This is a genomic window from Streptomyces hirsutus, from assembly GCF_001418415.1.
In the GTDB taxonomy this organism is placed as follows: Bacteria; Actinomycetota; Actinomycetes; order Streptomycetales; family Streptomycetaceae; genus Streptomyces; species Streptomyces hirsutus.
The window spans coordinates 25,888-47,534 of record NZ_LIQT01000196.1; the positions used below are offsets into that span (position 1 = coordinate 25,888).

Here is a 21,647-nt window from a genome sequence, read left to right on the forward strand (position 1 = left end):
GGCATGGACGGGACAGGAGGGGACGGCGGAGTGGAAGCGGCGCAGGCGGACGCGGACGCGGGCGGCCGGGACGCGCTGGCCCGGCGCTTCGAGGCGCACCGCGGGCGCCTCACGGCGGTCGCCTACCGCATGCTCGGCTCGCGGGCCGAGGCGGACGACGCCGTTCAGGAGGCCTGGCTGAAACTGGGCCGGACGGACCCCGGCACCATCGCCAACCTCGGCGGCTGGCTCACCACCGTGACCGGCCGGATCTGTCTGGACCTGCTGCGGTCGCGCACCGCGCGCCGGGAGCAGCCGATCGACGAGACCTTCGTCCCGGACCCGGTGATCGGACCCCTCGCACCGGCCGACCCGGAACAGGAGGCCCTCCGGACCGACTCGGTCGGCGTGGCCCTGCTGGTGGTCCTGGAGAACCTGGAGCCGGACGAGCGCCTGGCGTTCGTGCTGCACGACATGTTCGCCGTGCCGTTCGACGACATCGCCCCGGTGGTGGAGCGCAGCCCGGCCGCCACCCGGCAGCTCGCCAGCCGCGCCCGTCGTCGGGTCCGGGACGCCACCCCGTCGTCCGATCCCGACCTCGGCCGGCAGAAGCAGGTGCTCGACGCCTTCATGGCCGCCGCCCGCGGCGGTGACTTCGACGCACTGCTCGCCGTCCTCCACCCGGACGTGACCCTCAGGGCGGACGCGGGCACTCTGGTCCGCGGCGCCGCCGTGTCCAAGGCGCTCCGGGGCGCGAGGGCGGTCGCCGAGTCGGCGCTCCTGTTCGCCCGGTATACCGCGGCCGCGCAGCAGGTCGTGGTCAACGACTCCCTGGGCCTCATCAGCGTGGTCGAGGGCCGGCTCAACTCGGTCATGGCCGTCACCGTCACCGACGGCCGTATCACCGGCATGTACATTCTCGCCGACCCCGAGCGGCTCGGCCGTCTGGAGGTGCCCGGCCTTACGGGATGAGCCCGGCCGACGGGGGCATGGTCCGGCACCCGTCCCTCGTTCCGTATGCTGAACGCCATGTCGGAACCGAAGACCGGCCGCCCCGGACTGCGCGGTGACTGCGCCCAGTGCTTCGGGCTGTGCTGCGTCGCCCTGCCGTTCACCGCCTCCGCCGCCTTCGCGGTGGACAAGGAGGCAGGCCGGCCCTGCCGGAACCTGCGCGAGGACCACCGCTGCGGTATCCACGCACGGCTGAGGCAGGAGGGATTCAGCGGCTGCACGGTGTACGACTGCTTCGGCGCCGGGCAGAAGGTCTCGCAGGTCACCTTCGGCGGAGAGGACTGGCGCACCCTGCCACCGGAGCGGGCCCGCCGCATGTTCGACGTCTTCCCGGTCGTCCGGCAGCTGCACGAGCTGCTGTGGTACCTGACCGAGGCGCTCACCCTGCCCGCGGCCCGCCCCGTGCACACGGACCTGCGTCGTGCGCTGGAGACGACGGAGCGGCTCACCCGGGGGACCCCGCAGGACCTGGGGGAGCTGGACGTGGATGCGCACCGGCGGGACGTCAACGTGCTGCTGCTGAAGGCCAGCGAACTGGCCCGGTCCGGAGTGCGCGGGCGCCGGAAGGACCGCCGGGGCGCCGATCTCATGGGCGCCCGCCTCAAGGGGGCCGACCTGCGCGGAGTGAGTCTGCGCGGCGCCTACCTCATCGCGGCCGACCTCACCGGCGCCGACCTGCGGGGCGCGGACCTGATCGGCGCCGACCTGCGCGACACCGACCTCACGGACGCCGATCTCACCGGGGCGTTCTTCCTCACCCAGCCCCAGCTGAACGCGACCCGGGGAAGCGCCGGCACCACCCTGCCGGGGACACTCACCCGTCCCGCCCACTGGACGGCGGGAGCCTGACACCGCGCCGACGGGCCCGGGTGAACCCGGGTGCGTCGGCTGCCCCGGCCGGGCCGGGACACCGCGTCGCCGGGCCGGGGCCTCCCGTCCGTCCTGGGCGCCGCCGGGCAGAGCGCTTGTCGTCGCCGGACGGGCCACATCCCGCGGGCGGTGAAGGTGGCGGCACGGCCGCCGGCGGGGAGCCGGGACCGGACGAGAGCCCCTCGCACGTCGAGCGAGCCCGCTGACGACTGCCTCACCCCCAGGCCACGCCTGTGAGGGGCCGTCGGGCCCCCGGACGCCCCCGGGTTGACCGGGGGACACCAGCCCGCCCCCAGCCGACCGGCCCCAGGTTCTAGTCCGCCGAGGGCCCGGCCGGCGCCGGCGCCGTCCGCCGCTTCGGGCGGAGCCGCAGCCCTTCCGGCATCAGCGTCAGCCGCTCGGTCACGCGCAGCCGGTAGCCGGGCTCGGGCCGCAACTCGTAGCGGCGCAGCAGGAGCCCGAGCACCAGCGTCGCCTCGTGCAGCGCGAACTGCCGCCCGATGCAGGCCCGCGCCCCCGTGCCGAACGGCTTGAAGGTGTGCGGGGGGCGGGACCGTACGGCCGGCGCGTCGAAGCGGTCCGGGTCGAACCGCTCGGGGTCCGGGCCCCACACCGCGGGGTCCCGGTGCAGCATCGGCGTCAGCACCATCGTCCACGCTCCCCGCCGCATCGGATGCTCCCCGGCCAGCACCGTGTCCGCACGGGCCTCCCGGGCGAAGGCGGGCGCGGTAGGCCACAGCCGCAGCGACTCGTCGAGCACCCGGCGCACGTACCGCAACTTGGCCACCTGCTCGTAGCCCGGCGCGGCCGAACCGCCCCAGACACGGTCCACTTCGGCGCGGGCGCGGTCCGCGACGTCAGGGTGCAGGGAGAGGAAGTGCAGGGCGAAGGAGAGCGCGCCCGAGGTGGTCTCGTGCCCCGCGATCAGGAAGGTGATGACCTGACGGCGGACGTTCTCGGACGACAGCCGCTCACCGGACTCGGGGTGCGCGGTGTCCAGCATCCGGTCGAGCAGGTCGCCCTCCCCGCCGCCGTCCGCGCGCCGGATCCGGACCACCTCGTCGACGATCCGGTGGAGACGGTCGATGTCGGCGGCGTTGCGCCGGCTCGCGCTGCGCAGCAGGAGCGGGGCCAGCGGCGCGGGCACCGCGTTGAGCCGCTGCGCGTAACCGAGCGTGCCGACCATCGCGGTGACGAAGGGGTGCGGCCGGGACCGTTCGAACGACCCGAAGTCGTGCCCGAACCCGGTGCGCGCGATCGTCTCCAGCGTCAGCTTGGTCATGTCGCCGGGCACGTCCACCGTCCGGCCCGCCCCGGCCGCGCGGTCCCAGTGGTCGGTCAGCCGCTCCGCCACGGCCAGCATCATCGTGTGATAGCCCGCCATGGCCTCACGGTTGAAGCCGGGGGCGAGCACGTCGTGGGCGAGCTGCCAGTTGGGCTCGTGGTTGTACGCGGTGAACAGGCCGTCGCCCGCGACCGGCCGCAGATTGGCCACGCCCAGCCCCACATGCTTGGCGAAGCGCGCCTCGTCGGCCAGATCGGCCGCCAGGTCCGCACCCGCCACCAGCACGAACTCCTTGCCGAAGGCGTTCCGCCGGAAGATCGGCCCCAGCCGTCGGGCGAGTCGCATCGAGTCCTGCACCGGGGTGTTTCTGCTCGAGCCGATGACGTCGCCGACGAGCGGGACCCGGTAGGGAGGATGCGGGATGCGGTGCAGTGCGGGCCAGCCCTGCTCCGCACCGCGAAACCCCCTCGGCAGCACGGTCGGTGTCGTCGTCTCCGCCATGCGATCCCCTTCGGTCCGGCAAGCGACTGCGACGCGGTGGGCGCCCGCGGAACCCGTGTTGTACGCGGGTTCAATACGCCTTTCCAGTCTGGTCCCGTTGCTGAACCGGCGTCAAGTAAGGTGCGGGAATGGCCGCGAACGAGGGCGGGCGCACACGGCGCCGGCTCAGCACCGAGGAGCGTCGCGAGCAGCTCCTGTCGGTCGGCGCGCGGCTGTTCTCGGAGAGTCCGTACGACGACGTGTGGATCGAGCAGGTGGCCGGGATCGCCGGGGTCTCGCGAGGCCTGCTGTACCACTACTTCCCCACCAAACGGGACTTCTTCGCGGCGGTGGTGCAGCGCGAGAGCGACCGGATGCTGCGGATGACCGCGGCGGTTCCCGGAGCTCCCGTCCGGGAGCAGCTGGCGTCGGGGCTCGACGCGTACCTGGGGTACGTGGCGGCGCATGCGCACGGCTACCGTGCCTTCCACCGCGCCGAGGCGGCAGGGGACCTGACGGTGCGCCGGGTCTACCACCGGGCTCTGGCCGCGCAGGAGCGGCAGATCCTGGCGGCGCTGGCCGGGGACCCCGAGTTCGGCCCGGTGTTCGGGCGGCGGCCGGACGCGCGCCTCGCCGTGCGCGGCTGGCTGGCCTTCACCACCGCGGTGTGCCTGGAATGGCTGCGCGGTTCCGAGCTGAGCCGGGAACAGGTGCGGGACCTGTGCGCACGCGCCCTGCTCGGCGTCCTCGCGCCTTGAAAGGTCACGCAAAGGTCACGTGATCCGCTTGGCGTACGCCTCGATCTTCGCTAGGTTAGGCAAGGCTTACCTAATAGGAGGTTCGAGGATGGGTGACGACACGCACGGCTGGACGGCCGAACCCGGCGCGGCGGAGCGGGCCCGCTCCGTGCTCGCCACCGCATGGTCCTGCGCGGTGACCGCGGAGGGCTCGCGCGAGGAGTTCGTCGGCGCGCACGGCGTGGCCGACGACGGCCGCGTCCTGCTGCACGTGCCCGAGGACAGCGCGCTGCTCACCGCCGCGATCTGCGCGCCCCGGGGCGAACCGTCCGCCGTACTGGAGTTCGCCGACGTCGCACCCGTCCCGGTGCGGAAGAGGATCCGCGCCCGGCTGTGGCTCGCCGGCTGGTTCACCACCGAGGACGACCACCTCGCCTTCCGCCCCACGCGGGTGGTGCTGCGGCGGGAGTCCGGAGCCGTCGTCGTCGATCCGGACGAGTTCGCCGCGGCGCGGCCCGACCCGCTGGCCACCGCCGAGGCCCGGCTGCTGACCCACCTCGCCGACTGCCACGGCGACGCGGTCGAGCGGCTGACCCGTCTGGTCGAACCGAACAGCCTGCACGGCGTGGTCCGCGTCCAGCCGCTCGCCGTCGACCGGCACGGACTCACCCTGCGCATCGAACGCGTCCGCGCGGGCGGTGACGTACGGCTGCCCTTCCACCGGCCCGCCGACGACCTCGGCCAGCTCACCGAACGCATGCACGTACTCCTCTCCCAGGCGAGCGCGGTCACCTGCCCCCGTCCGCTGCAACGGCAACGCGCCGACGGCGACGGCTGATCGGCGCCGCGTACACGGCGGGCCCCCGTTCTCGGTCCCGACGTCCGGCGGCTACCAGTCACCGTCCTCCACCGGCTTGCCCGGTGCGTCCCCGAGCTGCTTCACCTGGTGCGGCGACGGCGGCTGCCAGGGCTCGTGGTCGTCCCCGAGCCAGTCGCCGACCGGCTTCACCGACTGGAGCGGGCCGGCCGGGCCGAGGTCCTGCGCGTCCTGGTCGTAGTAGTCGAACCAGGGCAGCCCCGCCCGGGTGTAGGCGGCCCGGTCCACCGGGGACGGAGGCGGCGCCTCGCCCGTGATGCGCCGCCACTCGGGAGGCGTCACCAGGTGGACGAACACCCGCCCCGACGGCTGCTCGGCCCAGTCCGTCAGCGGCCGGTCGTCCCGGTAGACCTCCTGCCGCATGGAACCGCCGACACCGAGACCCATCGCGGCGGCGGGCTGCGGCGCGCCGCGGGGCCCCGTGGGGGCCGCGCTCGGCGCGGGCGGCACGGCCATGGCGGATGCGGCGCCGTAACCCTCGGTGTGGGCCGGCGACCGGGCGGTCAGTTCCGCCCGCCGCCGCTCCAGCCGCTCCTGCTCCGCCCGGCGCCACCGGGCCAGCGCGCCCTCGCCGAGCGGGAACGACTGCAGTTGGACGCCGCCCCACACCTCCTCGCCGGTGACCTGGCCCTCCACCGTCGCGCCCAGGCCCAGCGGCACGGCCACGAACTGGCGGACCGTCCCCTTGCCGGAGTTGATGCCGTCCAGCCAGCGCTGCCGGGGCAGCACCACGTAGTTCTGCGGCGAACGGGCCGGCCGGTCGCTCCACGGGCGGCCCGAGACCGCGCACACCTTGCCGACCCCCACCTGCAGCGCGGCCGGCTCCTCCGTACCCGCGAAGCTCAGCCACAGGGCCTCCCGCAGATACACCGGAAGCATCACACCGCCGCGCGCCCGCCAGGCTTCGGGCACCGAGTCCGCGTAGTCCGCGACCCGCCGTACCGGGAACTCGCCCAGGCCCGGGGGCAGGGCGTGCATGCCCGTCTCCGGCAGCCGCAGCGTACGGATGAACCGCACCGCCGCCCCGCCCGGCAGCCGCAAGGTGTTCCCGTCGATCCGCACGTCGGTGTCGGTCATCCGCGCGCCCCCTTCGTGTGCTCGTGGCCGGCGGTGTACCCGCCCGCCGCCGGCTTCCCTCACCGAGAACGCCCGGCGGTGCGCCGACGGTTCCGGCGCAGCCGGCCGGGAAGGCGCAGCCGGTCCCGCGTCCGGGTGATCCGGGGCATGCGCTCCCGCTGTTCACGGGTGTGCCGGTCCAGCTCCTCCATCAGCCGGTGCGTCCGGTGCTCGGTGTCCATCTCGTCCAGGATGCGGTCGACCTCGGCCAGCAGCGCGCCGTACAGCTGCCACTGCCGGGCGTCCTTGCGGATCTCCTCCAGCAACAGCCGGCCCAGCCGGTCGCGCGTGGCGGCGGCCTGCCGCAGTGCGGCGATGAGCCGGTCCTCGGCGGACTCCGCACTCTCACTGACACTCGAGGTGACCAGCACCGCGAAGCTGACCACCGCGTCGGAGATCTCGGACAGCAGCCGTTCGACGACGGCACCCGTTTCCCGAGAGAACAGGGGGTCCGGCTCGTGTTCCTTCGCGAGGTCGGTGAAGGTGCGGGCGAGCACCCGCAGGACGACCGTGCAGATCTCCAGGGTGTCCAGCCCGGTGCGCAGCACGACCCGGTGCAGCAGGCCCTCGCGCACGCGCGGGTTGAGCCGCAGGCTGTCCTCGGCCTGCCGCAGGTCCGCGTCCACCTCGGAGATGTCGTGATCGAGTCGGCGCGCCTCGTGCAGCCGGGCCGCCGCTTTGCGATGGGCCGTCTGCCCGGAGGCCTGCTCGCCCAGGCGCAGCATCAGCCGCCGCACCCGCCGCGCCAGCTCCTCGATCGACTCACCGGCCTCCTCGACCCACACCGGCGGGGCCAGGAGCAGATTGAACGAGAGTCCGACGACGGCGCCGATCAGCGTCTCCAGGATGCGCTCCCACGCCACGTCCCCGACCGACGTCACACCGAGCACCAGCATCGCGCTGATCGCCACCTCGGGCACGAATTCGTGCACGCGTACGAGGTGTCCGACGATCAGCGACGCCAGGATCAGCAGACCCAGACTCCACCAGGTCAGGCCCACCAGAAGGCTGAAGAGGATGGCGACGATCACCCCGGCCACCACGGCGTTCACCCGGCGCACGCCGGTGGTGAGCGTGGAGTACAGGGTGACCTGGACGACGAGCAGCGCGGTCAGCGGCGCGGTGAGCGGGGCGGGCTCCGGGCTGAGCCGCAGCGCGATGACGTATGCGATCGTCGCCGCGGCCGTCGAGCGGATCGTCTGCACGGACTCCGGATCACGGTGCCGCTTGACGAACTTCCTGACCGGCGCCGTCCACTCACGTACCTCTCGCATCCTTCGACGCTTCCCTCTCACCGGAAGCGTCGAACGTCTTCGGGAGGTTCCGCAGTCGTGCGGGGGACACGGCGATGCTCAGGGATCCCGGGGACGCTCGCGGACCGATGGCCCACCGGAGCCCCCGGGACGTCACACCTTGTCGAGGAAGGCGTACAGATTCCCCAGGGTGCGGGCGACCTGCTCGTCGAGCGTGAGGCTCTCCTCGATCCGCATGCCCGACTCCGGCACCTTCCGGCCCCGTAGGTAGAGGGAGCACGCGAGGTCGGCGCACATGTAGGCGCCCACCGAATTGCCCTCGCGCCCGGCCGCGCCCGCCCGGCGCGCGGTCATCAGGGAGACGCCTCCGCGCGGATGCGTCGTCAGGCACAGCGAGCACATGCTGCGCTGCAGAGAGCCGCGTCGAGCGGGCTGGAACCGCAGTGCCACCCCGACCGGACGGCCCTGGTCCGCCCGCTCGGTGACCAGGTAGGCGCGGTCGGGCGCACCCGGATCCCGCCAGCCCAGGAAGTCCAGATCCTCCCAGACCCGCTCCCCGAGGTCGCGGGGCACGAACAGACGCTTGGCCTCACCCTTCGAGCAATTGACGAAGGAACCGCGTATGTCCTGGTCGGTGAGTGGTCTCATGGTGGCTCTCCGGCGTTCTCCTGGTACGGCCTGCCGAAACCAGGAAGGCCCGGGTTTCCGTCCCACGGTAAAGATCCCGAAGGGCCCCGATCCAACGGTTTTTCGGGGTGGCTCGGGACGGTGCGGGCGGACGGCTTTAGTTCACCACATTAAATAAGGGTGCGAGAAAGTCGCGCCGAGGTGGTTCCCGGCGGTATGTTGCAGGTCGGGCAGGGGTTCGGGAGGAGCAGCCACATGGCGGGGCGGAACGGGCGCACGGTACGCGACCTCAGGCGGGCCAACCGCAGGGCCGTGCTGCAGCGGCTCTACTTCGACGGACCGCTCAGCCGCTTCGCACTCGGCCCGGCGACCGGGCTCAGCTCCGGCTCGGTGAGCAACGTCGTCGCGGACCTGATCGGTGACGGACTGGTCGAGGAGGCCGGCAGCGTCGACTCCGACGGCGGCCGTCCGCGCACCCTGCTCCGGGTGACACCGGACAGCGGCCACATGATCGGCGTGGACGTCGGCGAGACCCGGGTCCGGGTCGAACTGTTCGACCTGACGCTCACCGAACTCGCCCGCGCCGAGCGCCCGCTGGAGCAGCAGCGCTACGAGGTCGACGTCATCGTCGACCACATCCACGCCGGCATCACCGAGGTGCTCGCCGCCGCCGGCCTCGCCCCCGAGCGGCTGCTCGGCGTCGGCATCGGCGTCCCCGGCATCGTCGAGCACACTCCCGACCGGGGCGCCGTCGTCCACGGGCAGACCATCGGGTGGGACGCCATCGAGCTGGAGTCCCTGCTGCGCAGCGGCTCGCCCCTGCCCGAGGGCGTGCCCTGCTTCATCGACAACGGGGCCAGGACCCTCGGCCAGGCCGAGATGTGGTTCGGGGCGGGACGCGGCGCGCGCAACGCCCTCGTCGTGCTCTTCGGCTCCGGCGTCGGCGCCTGCCTCGTCACCCCGGAGGCGGAGCACGGCCGCGCGGTCGAGTGGGGGCACCTGACCGTACGGGTCCGTGGACGGCGCTGCCGCTGCGGCGCGCTCGGCTGCCTGGAGGCCTACGCGGGCGCCGAGTCGCTGCTCGCCCGGTGGCGGGAGGAGGGCGGCCGGGTCCCCCGAGGAGCCGACGAGGAGACGGCGCTGACCGCGATGCTCGCCGCCGCCTACCCTCCCGACGGCACCGCCGCCGACCCGGTCGCGCTCGCCGTGCTGGAGGAGACCGCCGAGTACCTGGGCGCCGGCCTGTCCGACCTGATCAACCTCTTCCAGCCGGAACGCATCCTCATGGGCGGCTGGGCCGGACTCCAGCTCGGCGCCCGTTTCCTGCCCGCCGTCCGCACGCACGCCCTGTCGTACGCGCTGCGTCATCCCGCTGAGAACGTGACGATCGAGCTCGGCAGCCTCGGTCCCGACGCCGTCACGGTCGGCGCCGCGATCCTGCCGCTCGCCGACTTCTTCGCCCGCGGCGGACGGCGCCCCGACCCGGACCCGGAATCCCCGCCGCCCGCATGGCACAGAGCTCTGCGGGAACGGACGCCGCACTGAGCGTTTCGCCGGGTGCCGCAGCGGTACCCGCGGGGCACGCGTACGGAAGAGCGGAACCGCTTACGGAGGAAGGGAGCGTGCCGTGACCGACCACCGCCACGAAGGACCGGGTGAGAACGGCCGGGGCATCCCCCGGGATCTGCCCGACCAGCAGGCGGGCGAGGGCGAGGACCCCTGGGAGGTCGCCCAGGGCGTCGACGAGGGTGTGGCCGCCGAGGAGTCCGACGCGGATGCGGCCGCGGAGCGGCAGCCCGACGTCCCCGACACGGACGAGGCCGGGACCGGGCGGCGGGGCGCACCGCACTCGGCCTCCGCCGACCCGGAGCAGCCGGTACCGGACGAGCCCACCGGGTAGCGCGCATCGCGGACCCGCACGACGGGCCGTGCCCGCGCAACGGGAGGTTCCCGCTCGCCCCCGCCCGTGGACGGAAAAGAGGAAGCCCCGACCGCGACGGGGGAATCGCGGTCGGGGCGGCTCGGTGGTGGGTACGGAAGGCGGTCGCCTCTCGGCGAAGGCTCCACAGGGCTTCAGCCGAACGATCGTCCCTGTGGGCGGAAGGGGTGAGGCCCGGGGACACTGTTCCCGCCGTACCCACGTTCTCTTCAACGGAGGACGGTCCCGGTGTGTTCCAGGTGTTCCGGCCGAATGCTCCGACTTTGTGGTGATGCACGTCACCCCGGCCCGGGAACCCTGCGCGAGCGGTACGAACGCGGGCCCACCGGCCTGCCCACCGGTTCGCAGAGAGCCCCGGGCCGCGGTCGGCCCCGGCGAGCGGTCGGTGAGGGCCGCCCACGCCGGCCGAGCGCAGTCGCCGAGCAGCGACACCCGCAGCTCCGGCCCGCCCCGTACCGCCGCCGTGCCGACGGCCTCCTCCCCGAGGGTGCACGGGCAGCCGGGCGCCTCACCGGCCACCGCCCTCGGCGCACCTCGCCCCCGCCCGGCCGGTCAGCACCCGTGCGGGGGTACGGAAGGCCCGGACGAGGCACCCCGGTGGCAGGGACCGCTCCTGCGGAAAGGTGATCCGCTCCAGCGCCTCGACGGGAGCCATGGGGGCGCCCCGCGCTCCAGGGGCGCCCAGGGCACACGGCCGGACGACGGACGGAACCAGGACAGCGGCCGAAGGCCCCAAAGAGCCCCGGCGCTCGCTCCAGCCCTCCCCCACCGACACGCAACCCGCGCTCGTCCGGTTTGCGCTCTACGCTCGTATGCATGACCGAAAGCGCGAGCCTCTACATGACCCATCCACGGATCATGGTGCTCGGCGTACAGCCCGGTACGCCGCCGTTCCGGATCGTGGAGATCGACGGAGAAGTGATCGGCGAGGCCAAGACCATCACCGACGTGCTGCTGGCCGCCGCCGCGTTCGGGATCACCGTCCATGACCTCGACGATCCGGACGTGGTCCGCTGGGTCGGCGGGGACAAGTACACCTGGACCCCGCGCCGGTAGGCGCCGCGGCGGCACGCCGGTCCTGCCCGGCGTGCCGCCCCGGTCATGCCTCGGCCCTGGTCTCCGCCCTGGACTTCGCCCCGGTCCGGTCCCTGCCCTTCGCCTTGCCCCGCAGCCTGCTCAGTGCCGTGCCCTTCGGCGCGCTCTTCGGCTTGGTGACCGGCCTGGCCCCGGCCCTGGTTTTCGGCGCGGCCCCGGCCTTCGGCTTGCGTGCGTGCACGGCCCGGCTGAGCCGACGCCCCAGCAGGAGGTATCCGATCAGCGCCCCGCTGGTGTTCAGGATGACGTCGTCGATGTCGAAGGCGCGACCGGTGATCAGCGCGCCCTGCGCGAACTCCACCATCAGCATCACGATCCCGGTCAGCAGCAGCACCTGCAGGAATCCGCGGGTGCGCGGCGCCAGCACCGGAGCGAGGACGCCGAAGGGCACGCCCAGCAGGAGGTTGCCGCCGACCTGGCGGACGGCGTCGCGCAGCGCGGGCTGGTCCAGATAGGTCCGCAGGGAACGGCCGGGGTGCAGATTGGTGTGGATCAGCGACTCGGAGGCGGGCGAGGGCTGCAGCGTGAGCCGGGCCAGCGCCACCGCGAAAACGACCATGAACGCGAAGGCGCAGAGCATCACGAGCAGCCGGACCGGCAGGGGGAGCGGACGCCGCTCGTTCCCGCCGCCCCCGCGTCCGGGCGGCACGCTGTCCGGTTTCCGGCGCCGCGTGAAGCGTGGGCGTGGGGCTGTACGGGTCATTCCGTCCTCCGACCGTCAACTGCTGTCATGAATGGGATGGGCCGGCCGCCCGGGGCGCCGTAGTTACGCCGGGGCGGCGCGGACACCGCTGCCGTCAGTCGCCGTAGGAGACGTCCACCTTCGTGAACCCCAGGGAGCGCAGCAGGCCTTCGAGCATCCCCGTGGTGTTGCTCTCGGCACGGGTGGTCAGTTCGCTCTCCTTCGCCGCGGCGCCGATGTGCCGCACCGCGAGCTTCTGCACGGCCTGCTCGCTGTTGGGGTTGTCCGAGAAGAGGTCACCGAGACGGTCGAGCAGCCCGCGCTCCTTGGAGACGGCGTAGGAACGCTCGGGGTCGAGCGCCGGAGTGCCGAGGCGGGCGTGCGGCAGCCGCAGGGTCGCGGACGTACGGTCCTCGTCGACCTGCACGTCGTCCTTGCCCAGCTTTCCGAGGTCGACATAGGCGTCGACGGTGCCCGCGCCCACGTACAGGGTGCGGCTGCCGCGGATCGCGTCGGGCAGGAACTTGGTGTCCTTCTCCAGGTCCACCACGACCTGGAAGTTGCCGGTCGCCGCGTCGTACCGGCTGATGTCCTGGATGGATTCCAGCAGCGCGGGACCGGAGCGGTCATGGGTCTCCGTGCCGAACAGGTCCTTCAGGCCCGGCAGGACGCTCAGCCGGATCCCGGCGAAGAGCACGGCGAGCACCACCACCACCGCGGTGAGTACCTTCGCCCAGCCCGGCACGCGCCCGGGGAGGCGCCTGATGGGAGTCGTCATGGTGACGGCCCTCCTTCCTAGTGACCGAATGCCCCCCACTTCCCGGAACAGACACGGGAGTTGAGGCCTGAAAGGCGCCGCTGGGAGCATGCGGGGGCGCACGGGGCGCCGGGAGTTGCGGAGGAGTCGTCGAAACGATGGTCGAAGGGGTCACCGGATGGTGCCCGCGGTGGCCGGACGGCGGCGGCCCGGGGGTCAGGGGCCACTAGCATGAGCTTTCCGGTCGACATGATCATTCGAGGAGCCGACCCGTGCGAGACATCGCCGTGTTCAGCGGCAGTGCCCATCCGGAACTGGCGGCGGAGGTCTGCACGCATCTGGGCGTGCCGCTCAGCCCCATCCGGGCCAGCAGGTTCGCCAACGACTGTCTGGAGGTGCAGCTGCTGGCCAACTGCCGCGAGCGCGACGTGTTTCTGGTGCAGCCACTGGTCAGACCGGTGCAGGAACACCTCGTGGAACTGCTCCTGATGTGCGACGCGGCCCGTGGGGCGTCCGCCTCCCGGATCACCGTCGTGATGCCGCACTATTCCTACGCCCGCTCCGACAAGAAGGACGCCCCGCGCATCTCCATGGGCGGACGACTGGTCGCGGACCTCCTGGTGGCGGCCGGAGCGAGCCGCGTCCTGGCGATGACCCTGCACGCACCGCAGGTGCACGGATTCTTCTCGGTGCCCGTCGACCATCTGCACGCACTGCGCGAACTCGCTTCGCACTTCAGGCAGTACGACCTCAGCCGCACCACCGTCGTCTCGCCCGACCTGGGCAACGCGAAGGAGGCGGCGGCGTTCGCCCGTCTCATCGGAGCGCAGGTCGCGGCCGGGGCGAAGCAGCGGTTCGCCGACGACCGGGTGCGGATCAGTTCCGTCATCGGCGAGGTCGCCGGGCGGGACGTCATCGTCCTGGACGACGAGATCGCCAAGGGCAGCACGGTGCTCGAACTGCTCGACCGGCTGAGGGAACTGGGCCCCCGCTCGATCCGGGTGGCGTGCACCCACGGCCTGTTCGCGGCCGGGGCGCTCAAGCGGCTGGGCGAGCAGCCCGACGTGCTGGAGATCGTGTGCACCAACACCGTCCCGGTGCCCGCCGAGGAGCACACGGACAAGCTGCGGGTCCTGTCCATCGCCCCGGCGCTCGCCGAGGCGGTACGGCGCATTCACAACGGTGAGTCCGTGAGCGCCCTGTTCGACGCGCCGCCGACCGAATAGCACTCGCTCGTCACACCGGGCCCGGCGTGGCCTCCGGCTGGTCCAGGGCCGCGTCCAGGGTCGGCCGCGGAGGCAGCAGCCGGGCCAGGCCGGTGATCCGCAGCACCCGCAGGGTCAGTGCGTCGGTGCACACCAGGTGCAGACTGCCGTGCTGCTCCAGGACCCGCTTCCGGGCGCGGTACAGCAGGCGCAGACCGGAGGCGTCCAGGAACTCGACCCGGGTCAGATCGATCACGACGCGGCACTTCGGGTCCGAGGTCGCCGCGTCCAGGTGCGGGACGACCTCCACCTCCGCGACGATGTCGATCTCGCCGCGGAAATCCAGCACCGTGTGCCCCCGGTCCTGACGGACGCGGAGAAACCGGGTCGGCGGTGCAGGTTGGTGCCGCACCACGCCATCGCCTCCAGCCTGCTTCGTGCACGGACCGGTCCCCAACGCCGGTCCCCGCACTGAAAGTTACCCCCGAGCGCATGGATGTGGGCATGTTTGATCGTCATATGTCTTCGAATTGCGATCGAGTTTTTGCGGATCTGGCCAGTCCGGTGTCGCGCGATGCGGTCACAGGCGGCCCGAGACCCGACTGGATGCTCAACTGCCCATACAGATCAAGCCACTTGTTCTTGCCATCTCTCCTCACGGGCGTGACGGAACCCTCACTTCCACCGCCTCACGAACTTGATCCTTTTGTGGTCGGAACCGATAAGCTCCTTGTCGGCGCTGCGAGTTGAAGTGATCGCACTGCGCCGGTTCGCGATACGTACCCATGAGTGCGGTCCCCTTGCACGCCCCCCGTGTCTGATCGTGTTGCTTCGAAGGATGCAGATGGAACTCGCCACTTTGCCACCGGCGGCGCGGCCCCCTGCCGCCTGGTACAGCTGGTGGCTGATGCCGCTGGGCCTGGGCGGCGGGACGATCGCCGCCACGTTCATGAGCTCGGAGCGCATAACGGCCGCCGTCGCCGGCGCCGCCGCCACCATGGCCGGCGCGTGGTGCGTACGACTGCTGCTCCGTACCCGTACCCGGCTGTTCCGGGCCGAGGAAGCCCTCCGCGCCGCACAGGTCGAGCAGGCGCGGAAGGCACTGCAATGGCGGGAGCAGGCGGCGGGCCTGGAGCGGGACTTCGCCGCCGAGCGCACCGCCCAGGAGGAGCGGTTCGCCGAGCGGAACGCCGCGCACGAACGGCTCCTCACCGAGCGGAGCACCACACACGAGAGTCAACTCGCCGAACAAACCGAGGACTTCGAAGCGCGACTGGCCGGACTGGCCGAGCGCCATGAGGCCCGGATCGCCGAGCAGGCCGAAGCCCTGGAGGAGCGGCTGGCGCTTCAGCTCGCCGCGGTGGCCCGGCTCGCCGACGAGCAGCTGCCCGAGGCGATCGAGCGCCTGCGTGCCGGTGACGCCATCGACGACCTGCTGCCGAGCGTCCACCGGTGCGCCGGGGCCGGCGCCGAACTCCAGGCGGAACTGCGCAAGATACTGCGGATCTCCCTGATGGCGCTCGAGGAGGAGTTCGACCGCTCCACCTCCGCCGAACAGGCCGTCATCAGCATCGGCAACCGCATCCACGTGCTGACCAGCAAACTCCGCGGCCGGCTGCACGAGATGCAGGGGGAGCACGGCCGCCTCCCGGCCGTCGCCCGGGGCCTGATGGAACTCGACCAGGAGATCGGCCCCGCCGACTGTCTCGCCGCCAGCGTCGGCGTCCTCGGCGGCTCGGACCGGCCGGGCAGGCAGTGGCAGGAGCCGCAGCGGCTGCTGAGTGTGATGCGCGGCGGCATCGGCCGGATCAAGGACTTCCACCGCGTCCAGCTGCGCCGGCTGCCCGAACTCGGCGTCGACGGCGGGCTGGTGGACCACCTCACGCTGATCTTCGCTCACCTGCTGGACAACGCGGCGCGCTACTCACCGCCCACCGAGCCCGTGGTGGTCTCCGGCAAGGAGGTCCCGAACGGCGTCGGCATCGAGATCCAGGACTCCGGCAAGGGCCTGAGCGAGGAGAAGAAGCGCGAGGCCGAGCACGCCCTCGCGGGCACCGCGCCCGGCGCGGGCATCGGCGGCATCACCGAGGACGCGAACATCGGCCTGCGGGTCGTCGGCGTCCTCGCCCGCCGCTACGGCATCCGCGTCACCTTCGCCGACTCGCCCTGGCTCGGTACCTCGGTGGTGGTCGTCGTGCCGCACAAGTACTTCAGCCCGCTGCCCACGGCCACCGAGGCCGCGGCCGCCCCCGCTGCGGGGGCTCCTGCCGCGACGCCCGTCCTGCCGTGGACCGCGGTCACCGACGACGGGGAGGCCGACCTGTGGCCGGCCGACTCCGCCGAGGCACCCGGCTCCGACACGTTCCCCGGGTCCGCCGGGGCGTTGGACACCACGCCCGGCGGGCTGCCCCGGCGCCGCAGCAGCAGGCGGGCCGAGGCGGAGCCGCGGCAGACCGGACGGCCCGAGCGCGGCGGGCGGAGCACCGTCACCGCCGTACCACCGGACGCGTCCTTCACCGGACTCGCCGCCTTCGCCACCGCCGGCCGCGACATCGCGGGGCGTGACGTGGGCGAACGCGAATCCGCAGAACGCGACACCGGCGCGGCGCCCGGGGCGGCCGCCGGTGACACCCCCGCAGGACGTGAGTACACGAAGCACCGCACCGAGGAGAGCGACCACACCCCATGACACACCAGGGAAACGACGTGAGCTGGGCGCTCCGCGATCTCGTCGAGAGCATCCAGGAGATCCGCTTCGCCCTTGTGGCCTCCAGCGACGGCAAGGCCATCACCTCCTTCGGGGCGGAGGACCCCGACGACGTGGACCGCTTCGCGGCCGTGGTCGCCGGGCTGCAGGCACTGGCCCAGCCGGTCGCCGAGCAGTTCCCCGCCTACGCGGGGCAACTTCGGCTGGCGATGATCGAGGTCGACGGCGGCCACCTCTTCGTGGTCAGGGCGGGCGTGGAGACCTACCTCGGCGTCCTCGCCCGCGAGGGCCTGGACCAGGGCCTGCTCGGGCACCAGATGAGGGACCTCGCCCGCAGAATGGGTGAGCTGCTCGGCACCACTGTGCGCCAGGAGGAGCACTCTGGATGAGTGCTCCCCGCCGGCCGTCGGACCCGTCCGGTCTCGAGCGCTACTACGTCCTCACCGGAGGGCGCAGCGGACCGGGCGGTTCGGCGTCGAGTCTCGACGTGGCGACCCTCGTCGTCTCCCGCTCGGACCCCGTCCCGGGGATGCAGCACGAACACGAGGAGATCATCCGCCGCTGCCGTGAACCGCTCTCGGTGGCCGAACTCGGCGCCCACCTCGGGCTGCCGTTCAACATTCTCGCCGTACTGCTGTCGGACCTGCTGGACGGAGGCCGTGTCGAAGCCCGTGACCCCATTCCGGCCCACGACGCCGACCGCGGGCCCGACCTCGCGCTCCTTGAGGAGGTACTCAGTGGACTTGAAAGGCTTTGACCAAGCCGGTCGGCATACGGCCGGGGACACCCGCTCGGTGAAGGTGATGATCGCCGGCGGCTTCGGTACCGGAAAGACCACGATGGTCCGGTCGGTCAGCGACATCAAGCCGCTCACCACCGAGGAGACCCTCACCCAGGCCAGCGCCGACGTCGACCGGCTCATCGGCGTCGCCGACAAGACGGAGACCACCGTCAGCCTGGACTTCGGCAAGATCGGCATCAACGACAGTCTGGTGCTGTACCTGTTCGGCACACCCGGCCAGGAGCGGTTCTGGTTCCTGTGGAACGGGCTGTTCAAGGGGGCGCTCGGCGCGGTCGTCCTGGTCGACACCCGGCGACTGGCCTCCAGTTTCCGGGCGATCGAGGAGATGGAACGGCAGAACGTGCCCTTCGTCATCGCCCTCAACGTCTTCCCCGACTCCAAGGACTATCCGGTGGACGAGATCCGGGACGCTCTGGACATCCCCGGGCACATCCCGGTCGTCGCCTTCGACGCCCGCGACCGGTCCGCCAGCCGCGACGTGCTCGTCACCCTCATCCACCACCTGCGGGACCGCTCGGCCGCGGCCGTGGAGTCCCGATGAACGACCCGGCCGGGACCGCTCCCGGCGCCGCCCGCGGCTGCCCCGTCGCCCACCACGGCGCGGACCTGGCCCGGTTGTACGGGCCGGACCTGGCCACCGACCCGGCCGGCGTCCAGGAGCGGCTGCGCAAGGGACACGGGCCGGTGGCGCCGGTGCTCCTGGAGGGCGACGTACCCGCCTGGCTGGTGCTGGGCTACCGGGACATCCGGCGGGTGCTCGACAACCCCCGCCAGTTCACCCGGGACGCCCGGATCTGGCGCGACCAGCGCGACGGGCGGGTCGCGGACACCTCACCACTGGTCCCGATGCTCGGCTGGCGCCCCGACTGCGTCTCCCAGGACGGCGAACCGCACCGGAGGCTGCGCGGAGCCGTCACCGACGGACTCCAGGCCGCGGCCGGCCGTGGCATCCGCCGGCACGCCACGCACTTCGCGAACAAGGAGATCGACGCTTTCGCGGACACCGGCCGCGCCGACCTGGTGAGCGACTACGCCGAGTACCTGCCGATGCTGGTGATCGCCCGCGTCCTGGGGCTGCCCGAGGCCGAGGGACGCGACCTGGTCGAGTCGTGCGCCCAGGTCCTCAAGGGCGGTGAGGACGCGGTCACGCACGACAGCCGCATCCAGGAGATCCTCGGCGCGCTCGTCGTGCGCAAGCGGTCCGAACCCGGCAGCGACCTCACCACAGCCCTGCTGACGCACCCCGCCCGGCTCGACGAGGAGGAGGTGGTCAGCCATCTGCGCCTGGTGCTGATCGCCGGCCACACCACCACCAGCAACCTGCTCGCCCGGGTGCTCCAACTGGTCCTCACCGACACCGCGCGGCTGTCCGGGCTGATCAGCGGCCGGCTGAACATCTCCGCGGTCGTCGAGGAGGTCATGTGGAACAGCCCGCCGCTCGCGGTGCTGCCCGGCCGGTTCGCCACCAGCGACCTGGAGATCGGCGGCCACCGGGTCCAGGAGGGCGATCTGCTGGTCCTGGGTCTCGCGGCGGGCAACCGGGACCCGGAGATCCGCCCGGACTCCGGGGTGTCCGTACAGGGCAACCAGTCGCATCTGGCGTTCAGCGGGGGACCGCACGAATGCCCCGGCCAGAACATCGGCCAGGCCGTCATCGAGATCGCCGTGGACGTCCTGCTGCACCGGCTGCGGGACCTGCGCCTGGCGGTGCCGCCGGACGAACTGTCCTCGACCGCCTCCACCTGGGAGACCAGACTGGACCGTCTGCCGGTCGAGTTCAGCGCCTGACCACCGGGCGGCGCCGCCACAGCCGCTGCGACCGGCTGCCGCGCCGGCCTCCGTGACCGTCCGTGTTGCCCCGCCCCGCCACGGGGCGGGGCAGCACGGACGTCTCACACGGTCAGCAGATCGTCGACCGAGCCGCGGCCCGCCTGCTCGGCCGTGGCCACCTCGCCCTCCTTCGACGCCGAGTACCGGCCGCTGGTCAGGGCCCACTCGTAGTTGCCCTCGATCCAGTGCTGGATGGCCTGCACACCCTTGTCCACCCGCTTGCGCTCGTCCGCGTCGAGCGTGAGCTCGTCGCACATGCGGGGCACCCGCGCCTCGAGCTCCAGGTACTCCTCCAGGCAGGCGGTCGTCATGCGGTACGCCTCGGCCGCGGCCTCCTCCCACGAGCAGCCGCGCTCCCGGTGCAGTACGGCGATCAGGTTGTGGCCGTCGCCGCGGCGCCGCTCCCGCTCGAAGGAGTGGATGTCGTTCATGAATCCGATGGTGTCCGCGGCCAGATCACGCATCCGCTCCATCAGGGGATGGGCCATCGCCCGCGCCGGCACCTCGAAGCCGCGGCTGCGCTCACCGGCGTCGATACTGTGGTGGATACCGACGGTACGGCGCCGGAACACGGCGTACTCGTCGAGGCCGAGCGTTCCGGTCAGCCCGCGGGCCGCCAGGTCGACCTCCTCGCAGTGGGCCACCAGGAACCGGCCCCAGGAGGCGGCGAACCGGGTCTGCCAGGTCAGGGACATGCCATCCGAGAGGCGTTCCCAGACCTGCGCCCAGGCCAGCGTGATCGGGCAGATCACCCGGGGCGTGCTCCCCGCCGGCCGCAGCGGGGTGACGATGAGTTCCCGCGCCACGTCGGCTATCACGTCCGCCCGGTCCGGCCGGCCGGCGTCGAACTGGTCGTCGAACAGGAACGCCAGCGAGAACCAGTTCATCAGCACGACCATGTCCTCGGCCGAGGCGTACGGGTAGGTGCGGGCAGCGGCCTGGGGCAGGTCCCAGGAGCGGTACTCGTCGAACCCGGCCCGGCTGCGTACCAGTCCCATGTCCCACACCCAGCGCAGATGACGCGCCCGCGCGTACTCCAGATGCTCGCTGACCGGGGTGTTGAAGGGAAGGTCGAACCGGACATCCTGAGACATGTGCTTCCTTTCGGGAGACGAAACGCAGAGTCCCCCCGCCCTGCGGGCGGGCCGTCGCGGAGGCGACCCGCACACTCGAACTCGGCTTTAACGCACGAAAGTTGAACCAGTAAGCGGAACGAGGCTGCCCAGGTCCTAGATGATCTACACCGGGTGGCCGTCGTGATATCCGTTACTGCACACGTCACTTGAGGTGTATGTGCTCCCAAATGCCCCAGGAGTCATTGGACTTGGTGCTGATTGAATCCGCGGAACCGGGACAGGTGCCCCGTACGGGCAGGGGAGCAGCCCCGGCCCGTGGACGGACCCCGGACCCTGTGGAGGAGACATGCCGACCGTGCCTGCGGGAGTGGTGGTGCTCGACTGCGCCGAACCCGAGAAACTCGCCGAGTTCTACCGCGAGCTGCTGGCGGCGGAGGTGGTGGACGCCCAGGCCAACCGGGTGGAGATCCGGGCCGCCGACGGCTTCCGGCTGGCGCTGCGCCGTGACACCAACGCCACCGCGCCGAGCTGGCCGCGTCCAGAGAACTCGCTCCAGGCGCACCTGGAGTTCGTGGTCGACGACCTGGACGCCGTGGAACGTCTGATCGTGGGTCTCGGCGGCCGCCCGGTGGAGACCAAGGACGCCACGGGCCCCCTGGAGGAACGCGGCTACGCCGACCCGGCCGGGCACTCCTTCACCGTGCGCTGCGATGTCCCGGTGGCGCCGAAGCTGGGCTGACGCCCGCCGAGCGGCCGGGCCCGGCGAGGGCCGGCCGGGACTCCTGAGGGCCGCGCCCCGGCGCGCAGAGGCGCCGGGGGCTTCGTGCGGTGGGGGAGAGGGGCCTGGTCAGGCGCTTCCCTTCTCGTGGGCGGGCCAGGAGCCCGTCGAGCGTTCGATGGCCTTGGCGCCCGCGCGGTTCACTGCACTGCGCACCACCGCGAAGATGGCGCCCTGGATCGCCGCGGCCAGCAGGATCTCGCCCCACCGGCGGTCCCGGTCCAGTGCGTCGGGGGCGTCGTCCTCGTGCCGGATCAGCTTCCAGGTCTTCCGGAACGCGAGCCCCGCCACGGTGCCGCTCGTCCAGCCCAACACGAACCCCACGGGCTTGTACGCCAGGGGCAGCTTCTTGCTCTTCTTCTTCGCCACGTGGATCTCCCAGGTCGGTGCAGACGTTCGGAAAGCTCCTGTGCCCCACGTTCCCCGTTTTCCGCCCTCCGCACGGCCCGACCGGGCCCGACCGGGGTAATCCCCGCCCATGGCGTGACGGCAGGGGTGAGCCCCGCCGCGTACCCCCGAACGCGGCGGGGCTCACCCCTGC

Annotated in this window: 23 protein-coding genes and 1 pseudogene; 14 read left to right on the forward strand and 10 right to left on the reverse strand. The window is 72.3% G+C overall.

Annotated elements, in window-relative coordinates:
- The first annotated feature begins 3 nt into the window (after positions 1–3).
- A complete protein-coding gene (sigJ, locus tag AOK11_RS15660) occupies positions 4–951 on the forward strand; it encodes an RNA polymerase sigma factor SigJ (RefSeq protein ID WP_079034870.1) in 948 nt (315 codons plus the stop codon).
- A gap of 45 nt (positions 952–996) precedes the next feature.
- Positions 997–1,839: a pentapeptide repeat-containing protein gene (locus AOK11_RS15665; RefSeq protein ID WP_055594335.1), complete on the forward strand. Its 843-nt coding sequence runs from the start codon at positions 997–999 to the stop codon at positions 1,837–1,839.
- A 334-nt stretch (positions 1,840–2,173) separates the two neighbouring features.
- Here AOK11_RS15665 and AOK11_RS15670 read toward each other — a convergent pair whose 3' ends face one another.
- Positions 2,174–3,646 carry a cytochrome P450 gene (locus AOK11_RS15670; protein ID WP_055594336.1) on the reverse strand — a complete coding sequence of 491 codons (1,473 nt, stop codon included), beginning with the start codon at positions 3,644–3,646 and terminating at the stop codon, positions 2,174–2,176.
- Positions 3,647–3,774: 128 nt separating this feature from the next.
- On the opposite strand from AOK11_RS15670, the gene AOK11_RS15675 reads away from it, so the two are divergent.
- Both AOK11_RS15675 and AOK11_RS15680 read left to right on the forward strand, forming a co-directional pair.
- On the forward strand, positions 3,775–4,383 hold the full coding sequence (locus tag AOK11_RS15675) for a TetR/AcrR family transcriptional regulator (protein WP_055594337.1): 609 nt from the start codon (positions 3,775–3,777) through the stop codon (positions 4,381–4,383).
- 88 nt (positions 4,384–4,471) lie between these two features.
- Positions 4,472–5,200 (forward strand): DUF2470 domain-containing protein, encoded by a 729-nt coding sequence (locus AOK11_RS15680; RefSeq protein ID WP_055594338.1) that lies wholly within the window; start codon positions 4,472–4,474, stop codon positions 5,198–5,200.
- A gap of 51 nt (positions 5,201–5,251) precedes the next feature.
- Here AOK11_RS15680 and AOK11_RS15685 read toward each other — a convergent pair whose 3' ends face one another.
- The 3 genes from AOK11_RS15685 to AOK11_RS15695 form a co-directional block, all read right to left on the reverse strand.
- Positions 5,252–6,316: a hypothetical protein gene (locus AOK11_RS15685; RefSeq protein WP_055594339.1), complete on the reverse strand. Its 1,065-nt coding sequence runs from the start codon at positions 6,314–6,316 to the stop codon at positions 5,252–5,254.
- Between the two features lie 59 nt (positions 6,317–6,375).
- Complete coding sequence (locus AOK11_RS15690; protein WP_055594340.1) at positions 6,376–7,629, reverse strand: FUSC family protein; 1,254 nt, start codon at positions 7,627–7,629, stop codon at positions 6,376–6,378.
- 132 nt (positions 7,630–7,761) lie between these two features.
- The gene (locus AOK11_RS15695; RefSeq protein WP_055594341.1) at positions 7,762–8,256 is read right to left on the reverse strand and encodes an FBP domain-containing protein; all 495 of its coding nucleotides are present in this window, start codon (positions 8,254–8,256) and stop codon (positions 7,762–7,764) included.
- Positions 8,257–8,490: 234 nt separating this feature from the next.
- Between AOK11_RS15695 and AOK11_RS15700 the strand changes: the two genes are divergently transcribed.
- Both AOK11_RS15700 and AOK11_RS15705 read left to right on the forward strand, forming a co-directional pair.
- The gene (locus AOK11_RS15700; protein ID WP_055594342.1) at positions 8,491–9,780 is read left to right on the forward strand and encodes an ROK family transcriptional regulator; all 1,290 of its coding nucleotides are present in this window, start codon (positions 8,491–8,493) and stop codon (positions 9,778–9,780) included.
- Between the two features lie 82 nt (positions 9,781–9,862).
- Positions 9,863–10,135, forward strand: coding sequence for a hypothetical protein (locus AOK11_RS15705; protein WP_055594343.1), 273 nt, complete (start codon positions 9,863–9,865; stop codon positions 10,133–10,135).
- A 547-nt stretch (positions 10,136–10,682) separates the two neighbouring features.
- On the opposite strand, the gene AOK11_RS41835 is transcribed toward AOK11_RS15705, so the two are convergent.
- Positions 10,683–10,829: a hypothetical protein gene (locus tag AOK11_RS41835; protein WP_338058928.1), complete on the reverse strand. Its 147-nt coding sequence runs from the start codon at positions 10,827–10,829 to the stop codon at positions 10,683–10,685.
- A gap of 161 nt (positions 10,830–10,990) precedes the next feature.
- Between AOK11_RS41835 and AOK11_RS15710 the strand changes: the two genes are divergently transcribed.
- Positions 10,991–11,230 carry a hypothetical protein gene (locus AOK11_RS15710; protein WP_055594344.1) on the forward strand — a complete coding sequence of 80 codons (240 nt, stop codon included), beginning with the start codon at positions 10,991–10,993 and terminating at the stop codon, positions 11,228–11,230.
- Positions 11,231–11,429: 199 nt separating this feature from the next.
- Here AOK11_RS15710 and AOK11_RS15715 read toward each other — a convergent pair.
- Together AOK11_RS15715 and AOK11_RS15720 are read right to left on the reverse strand one after the other, a co-directional pair.
- A pseudogene (locus AOK11_RS15715) lies at positions 11,430–11,972 on the reverse strand (VanZ family protein); the annotation flags it as partial.
- A gap of 94 nt (positions 11,973–12,066) precedes the next feature.
- Positions 12,067–12,729 carry a DUF4230 domain-containing protein gene (locus tag AOK11_RS15720; protein ID WP_055594345.1) on the reverse strand — a complete coding sequence of 221 codons (663 nt, stop codon included), beginning with the start codon at positions 12,727–12,729 and terminating at the stop codon, positions 12,067–12,069.
- 251 nt (positions 12,730–12,980) lie between these two features.
- Here AOK11_RS15720 and AOK11_RS15725 point away from each other — a divergent pair, with 251 nt between their 5' ends.
- Complete coding sequence (locus AOK11_RS15725) at positions 12,981–13,934, forward strand: ribose-phosphate diphosphokinase (RefSeq protein ID WP_055594346.1); 954 nt, start codon at positions 12,981–12,983, stop codon at positions 13,932–13,934.
- Positions 13,935–13,944: 10 nt separating this feature from the next.
- On the opposite strand, the gene AOK11_RS15730 is transcribed toward AOK11_RS15725, so the two are convergent.
- A complete protein-coding gene (locus tag AOK11_RS15730; protein WP_420902992.1) occupies positions 13,945–14,262 on the reverse strand; it encodes an anti-sigma factor antagonist in 318 nt (105 codons plus the stop codon).
- Positions 14,263–14,757: 495 nt separating this feature from the next.
- Between AOK11_RS15730 and AOK11_RS15735 the strand changes: the two genes are divergently transcribed.
- From AOK11_RS15735 to AOK11_RS15755, 5 genes are read left to right on the forward strand one after another with little or no spacing between them, the layout of a single operon-like run.
- Positions 14,758–16,602, forward strand: a complete 1,845-nt coding sequence (locus AOK11_RS15735) for an ATP-binding protein (protein WP_055594347.1) — start codon at positions 14,758–14,760, stop codon at positions 16,600–16,602.
- A complete protein-coding gene (locus AOK11_RS15740) occupies positions 16,599–17,009 on the forward strand; it encodes a roadblock/LC7 domain-containing protein (RefSeq protein ID WP_055594348.1) in 411 nt (136 codons plus the stop codon). The genes AOK11_RS15735 and AOK11_RS15740 overlap by 4 nt, the downstream gene beginning before the upstream one ends.
- Positions 17,006–17,377 (forward strand): DUF742 domain-containing protein, encoded by a 372-nt coding sequence (locus tag AOK11_RS15745; protein WP_055594349.1) that lies wholly within the window; start codon positions 17,006–17,008, stop codon positions 17,375–17,377. Before AOK11_RS15740 ends, AOK11_RS15745 begins: the two co-directional genes overlap by 4 nt.
- The gene (locus tag AOK11_RS15750) at positions 17,358–17,963 is read left to right on the forward strand and encodes a GTP-binding protein (protein ID WP_055594350.1); all 606 of its coding nucleotides are present in this window, start codon (positions 17,358–17,360) and stop codon (positions 17,961–17,963) included. The genes AOK11_RS15745 and AOK11_RS15750 overlap by 20 nt, the downstream gene beginning before the upstream one ends.
- Entirely contained in the window at positions 17,960–19,210 is a 1,251-nt protein-coding gene (locus AOK11_RS15755; RefSeq protein ID WP_055594351.1) for a cytochrome P450, read from the forward strand. Before AOK11_RS15750 ends, AOK11_RS15755 begins: the two co-directional genes overlap by 4 nt.
- 104 nt (positions 19,211–19,314) lie before the next feature.
- On the opposite strand, the gene AOK11_RS15760 is transcribed toward AOK11_RS15755, so the two are convergent.
- Positions 19,315–20,346: a 7-epi-alpha-eudesmol synthase gene (locus AOK11_RS15760; protein ID WP_055594352.1), complete on the reverse strand. Its 1,032-nt coding sequence runs from the start codon at positions 20,344–20,346 to the stop codon at positions 19,315–19,317.
- A 328-nt stretch (positions 20,347–20,674) separates the two neighbouring features.
- Here AOK11_RS15760 and AOK11_RS15765 point away from each other — a divergent pair, with 328 nt between their 5' ends.
- Entirely contained in the window at positions 20,675–21,067 is a 393-nt protein-coding gene (locus AOK11_RS15765) for a VOC family protein (protein ID WP_055594353.1), read from the forward strand.
- 108 nt (positions 21,068–21,175) lie between these two features.
- Here the strand turns inward: AOK11_RS15765 and AOK11_RS15770 are convergent, their stop codons facing one another.
- Positions 21,176–21,475 (reverse strand): DUF4235 domain-containing protein, encoded by a 300-nt coding sequence (locus AOK11_RS15770; RefSeq protein WP_055594354.1) that lies wholly within the window; start codon positions 21,473–21,475, stop codon positions 21,176–21,178.
- Positions 21,476–21,647 lie beyond the last annotated feature (172 nt).

What these genes read in the sequence shown, in the direction of transcription:
- sigJ (WP_079034870.1), top strand. Translation starts at nt 4, where the DNA reads ATGGACGGGACAGGAGGGGACGGCGGAGTGGAAGCGGCGCAGGCGGAC.
- AOK11_RS15665 (WP_055594335.1), top strand. Translation starts at nt 997, where the DNA reads ATGCTGAACGCCATGTCGGAACCGAAGACCGGCCGCCCCGGACTGCGC.
- AOK11_RS15670 (WP_055594336.1), bottom strand. Translation starts at nt 3,646, where the DNA reads ATGGCGGAGACGACGACACCGACCGTGCTGCCGAGGGGGTTTCGCGGT.
- AOK11_RS15675 (WP_055594337.1), top strand. Translation starts at nt 3,775, where the DNA reads ATGGCCGCGAACGAGGGCGGGCGCACACGGCGCCGGCTCAGCACCGAG.
- AOK11_RS15680 (WP_055594338.1), top strand. Translation starts at nt 4,472, where the DNA reads ATGGGTGACGACACGCACGGCTGGACGGCCGAACCCGGCGCGGCGGAG.
- AOK11_RS15685 (WP_055594339.1), bottom strand. Translation starts at nt 6,316, where the DNA reads ATGACCGACACCGACGTGCGGATCGACGGGAACACCTTGCGGCTGCCG.
- AOK11_RS15690 (WP_055594340.1), bottom strand. Translation starts at nt 7,629, where the DNA reads ATGCGAGAGGTACGTGAGTGGACGGCGCCGGTCAGGAAGTTCGTCAAG.
- AOK11_RS15695 (WP_055594341.1), bottom strand. Translation starts at nt 8,256, where the DNA reads ATGAGACCACTCACCGACCAGGACATACGCGGTTCCTTCGTCAATTGC.
- AOK11_RS15700 (WP_055594342.1), top strand. Translation starts at nt 8,491, where the DNA reads ATGGCGGGGCGGAACGGGCGCACGGTACGCGACCTCAGGCGGGCCAAC.
- AOK11_RS41835 (WP_338058928.1), bottom strand. Translation starts at nt 10,829, where the DNA reads ATGGCTCCCGTCGAGGCGCTGGAGCGGATCACCTTTCCGCAGGAGCGG.
- AOK11_RS15710 (WP_055594344.1), top strand. Translation starts at nt 10,991, where the DNA reads ATGACCGAAAGCGCGAGCCTCTACATGACCCATCCACGGATCATGGTG.
- AOK11_RS15720 (WP_055594345.1), bottom strand. Translation starts at nt 12,729, where the DNA reads ATGACGACTCCCATCAGGCGCCTCCCCGGGCGCGTGCCGGGCTGGGCG.
- AOK11_RS15735 (WP_055594347.1), top strand. Translation starts at nt 14,758, where the DNA reads ATGGAACTCGCCACTTTGCCACCGGCGGCGCGGCCCCCTGCCGCCTGG.
- AOK11_RS15740 (WP_055594348.1), top strand. Translation starts at nt 16,599, where the DNA reads ATGACACACCAGGGAAACGACGTGAGCTGGGCGCTCCGCGATCTCGTC.
- AOK11_RS15745 (WP_055594349.1), top strand. Translation starts at nt 17,006, where the DNA reads ATGAGTGCTCCCCGCCGGCCGTCGGACCCGTCCGGTCTCGAGCGCTAC.
- AOK11_RS15755 (WP_055594351.1), top strand. Translation starts at nt 17,960, where the DNA reads ATGAACGACCCGGCCGGGACCGCTCCCGGCGCCGCCCGCGGCTGCCCC.
- AOK11_RS15760 (WP_055594352.1), bottom strand. Translation starts at nt 20,346, where the DNA reads ATGTCTCAGGATGTCCGGTTCGACCTTCCCTTCAACACCCCGGTCAGC.
- AOK11_RS15765 (WP_055594353.1), top strand. Translation starts at nt 20,675, where the DNA reads ATGCCGACCGTGCCTGCGGGAGTGGTGGTGCTCGACTGCGCCGAACCC.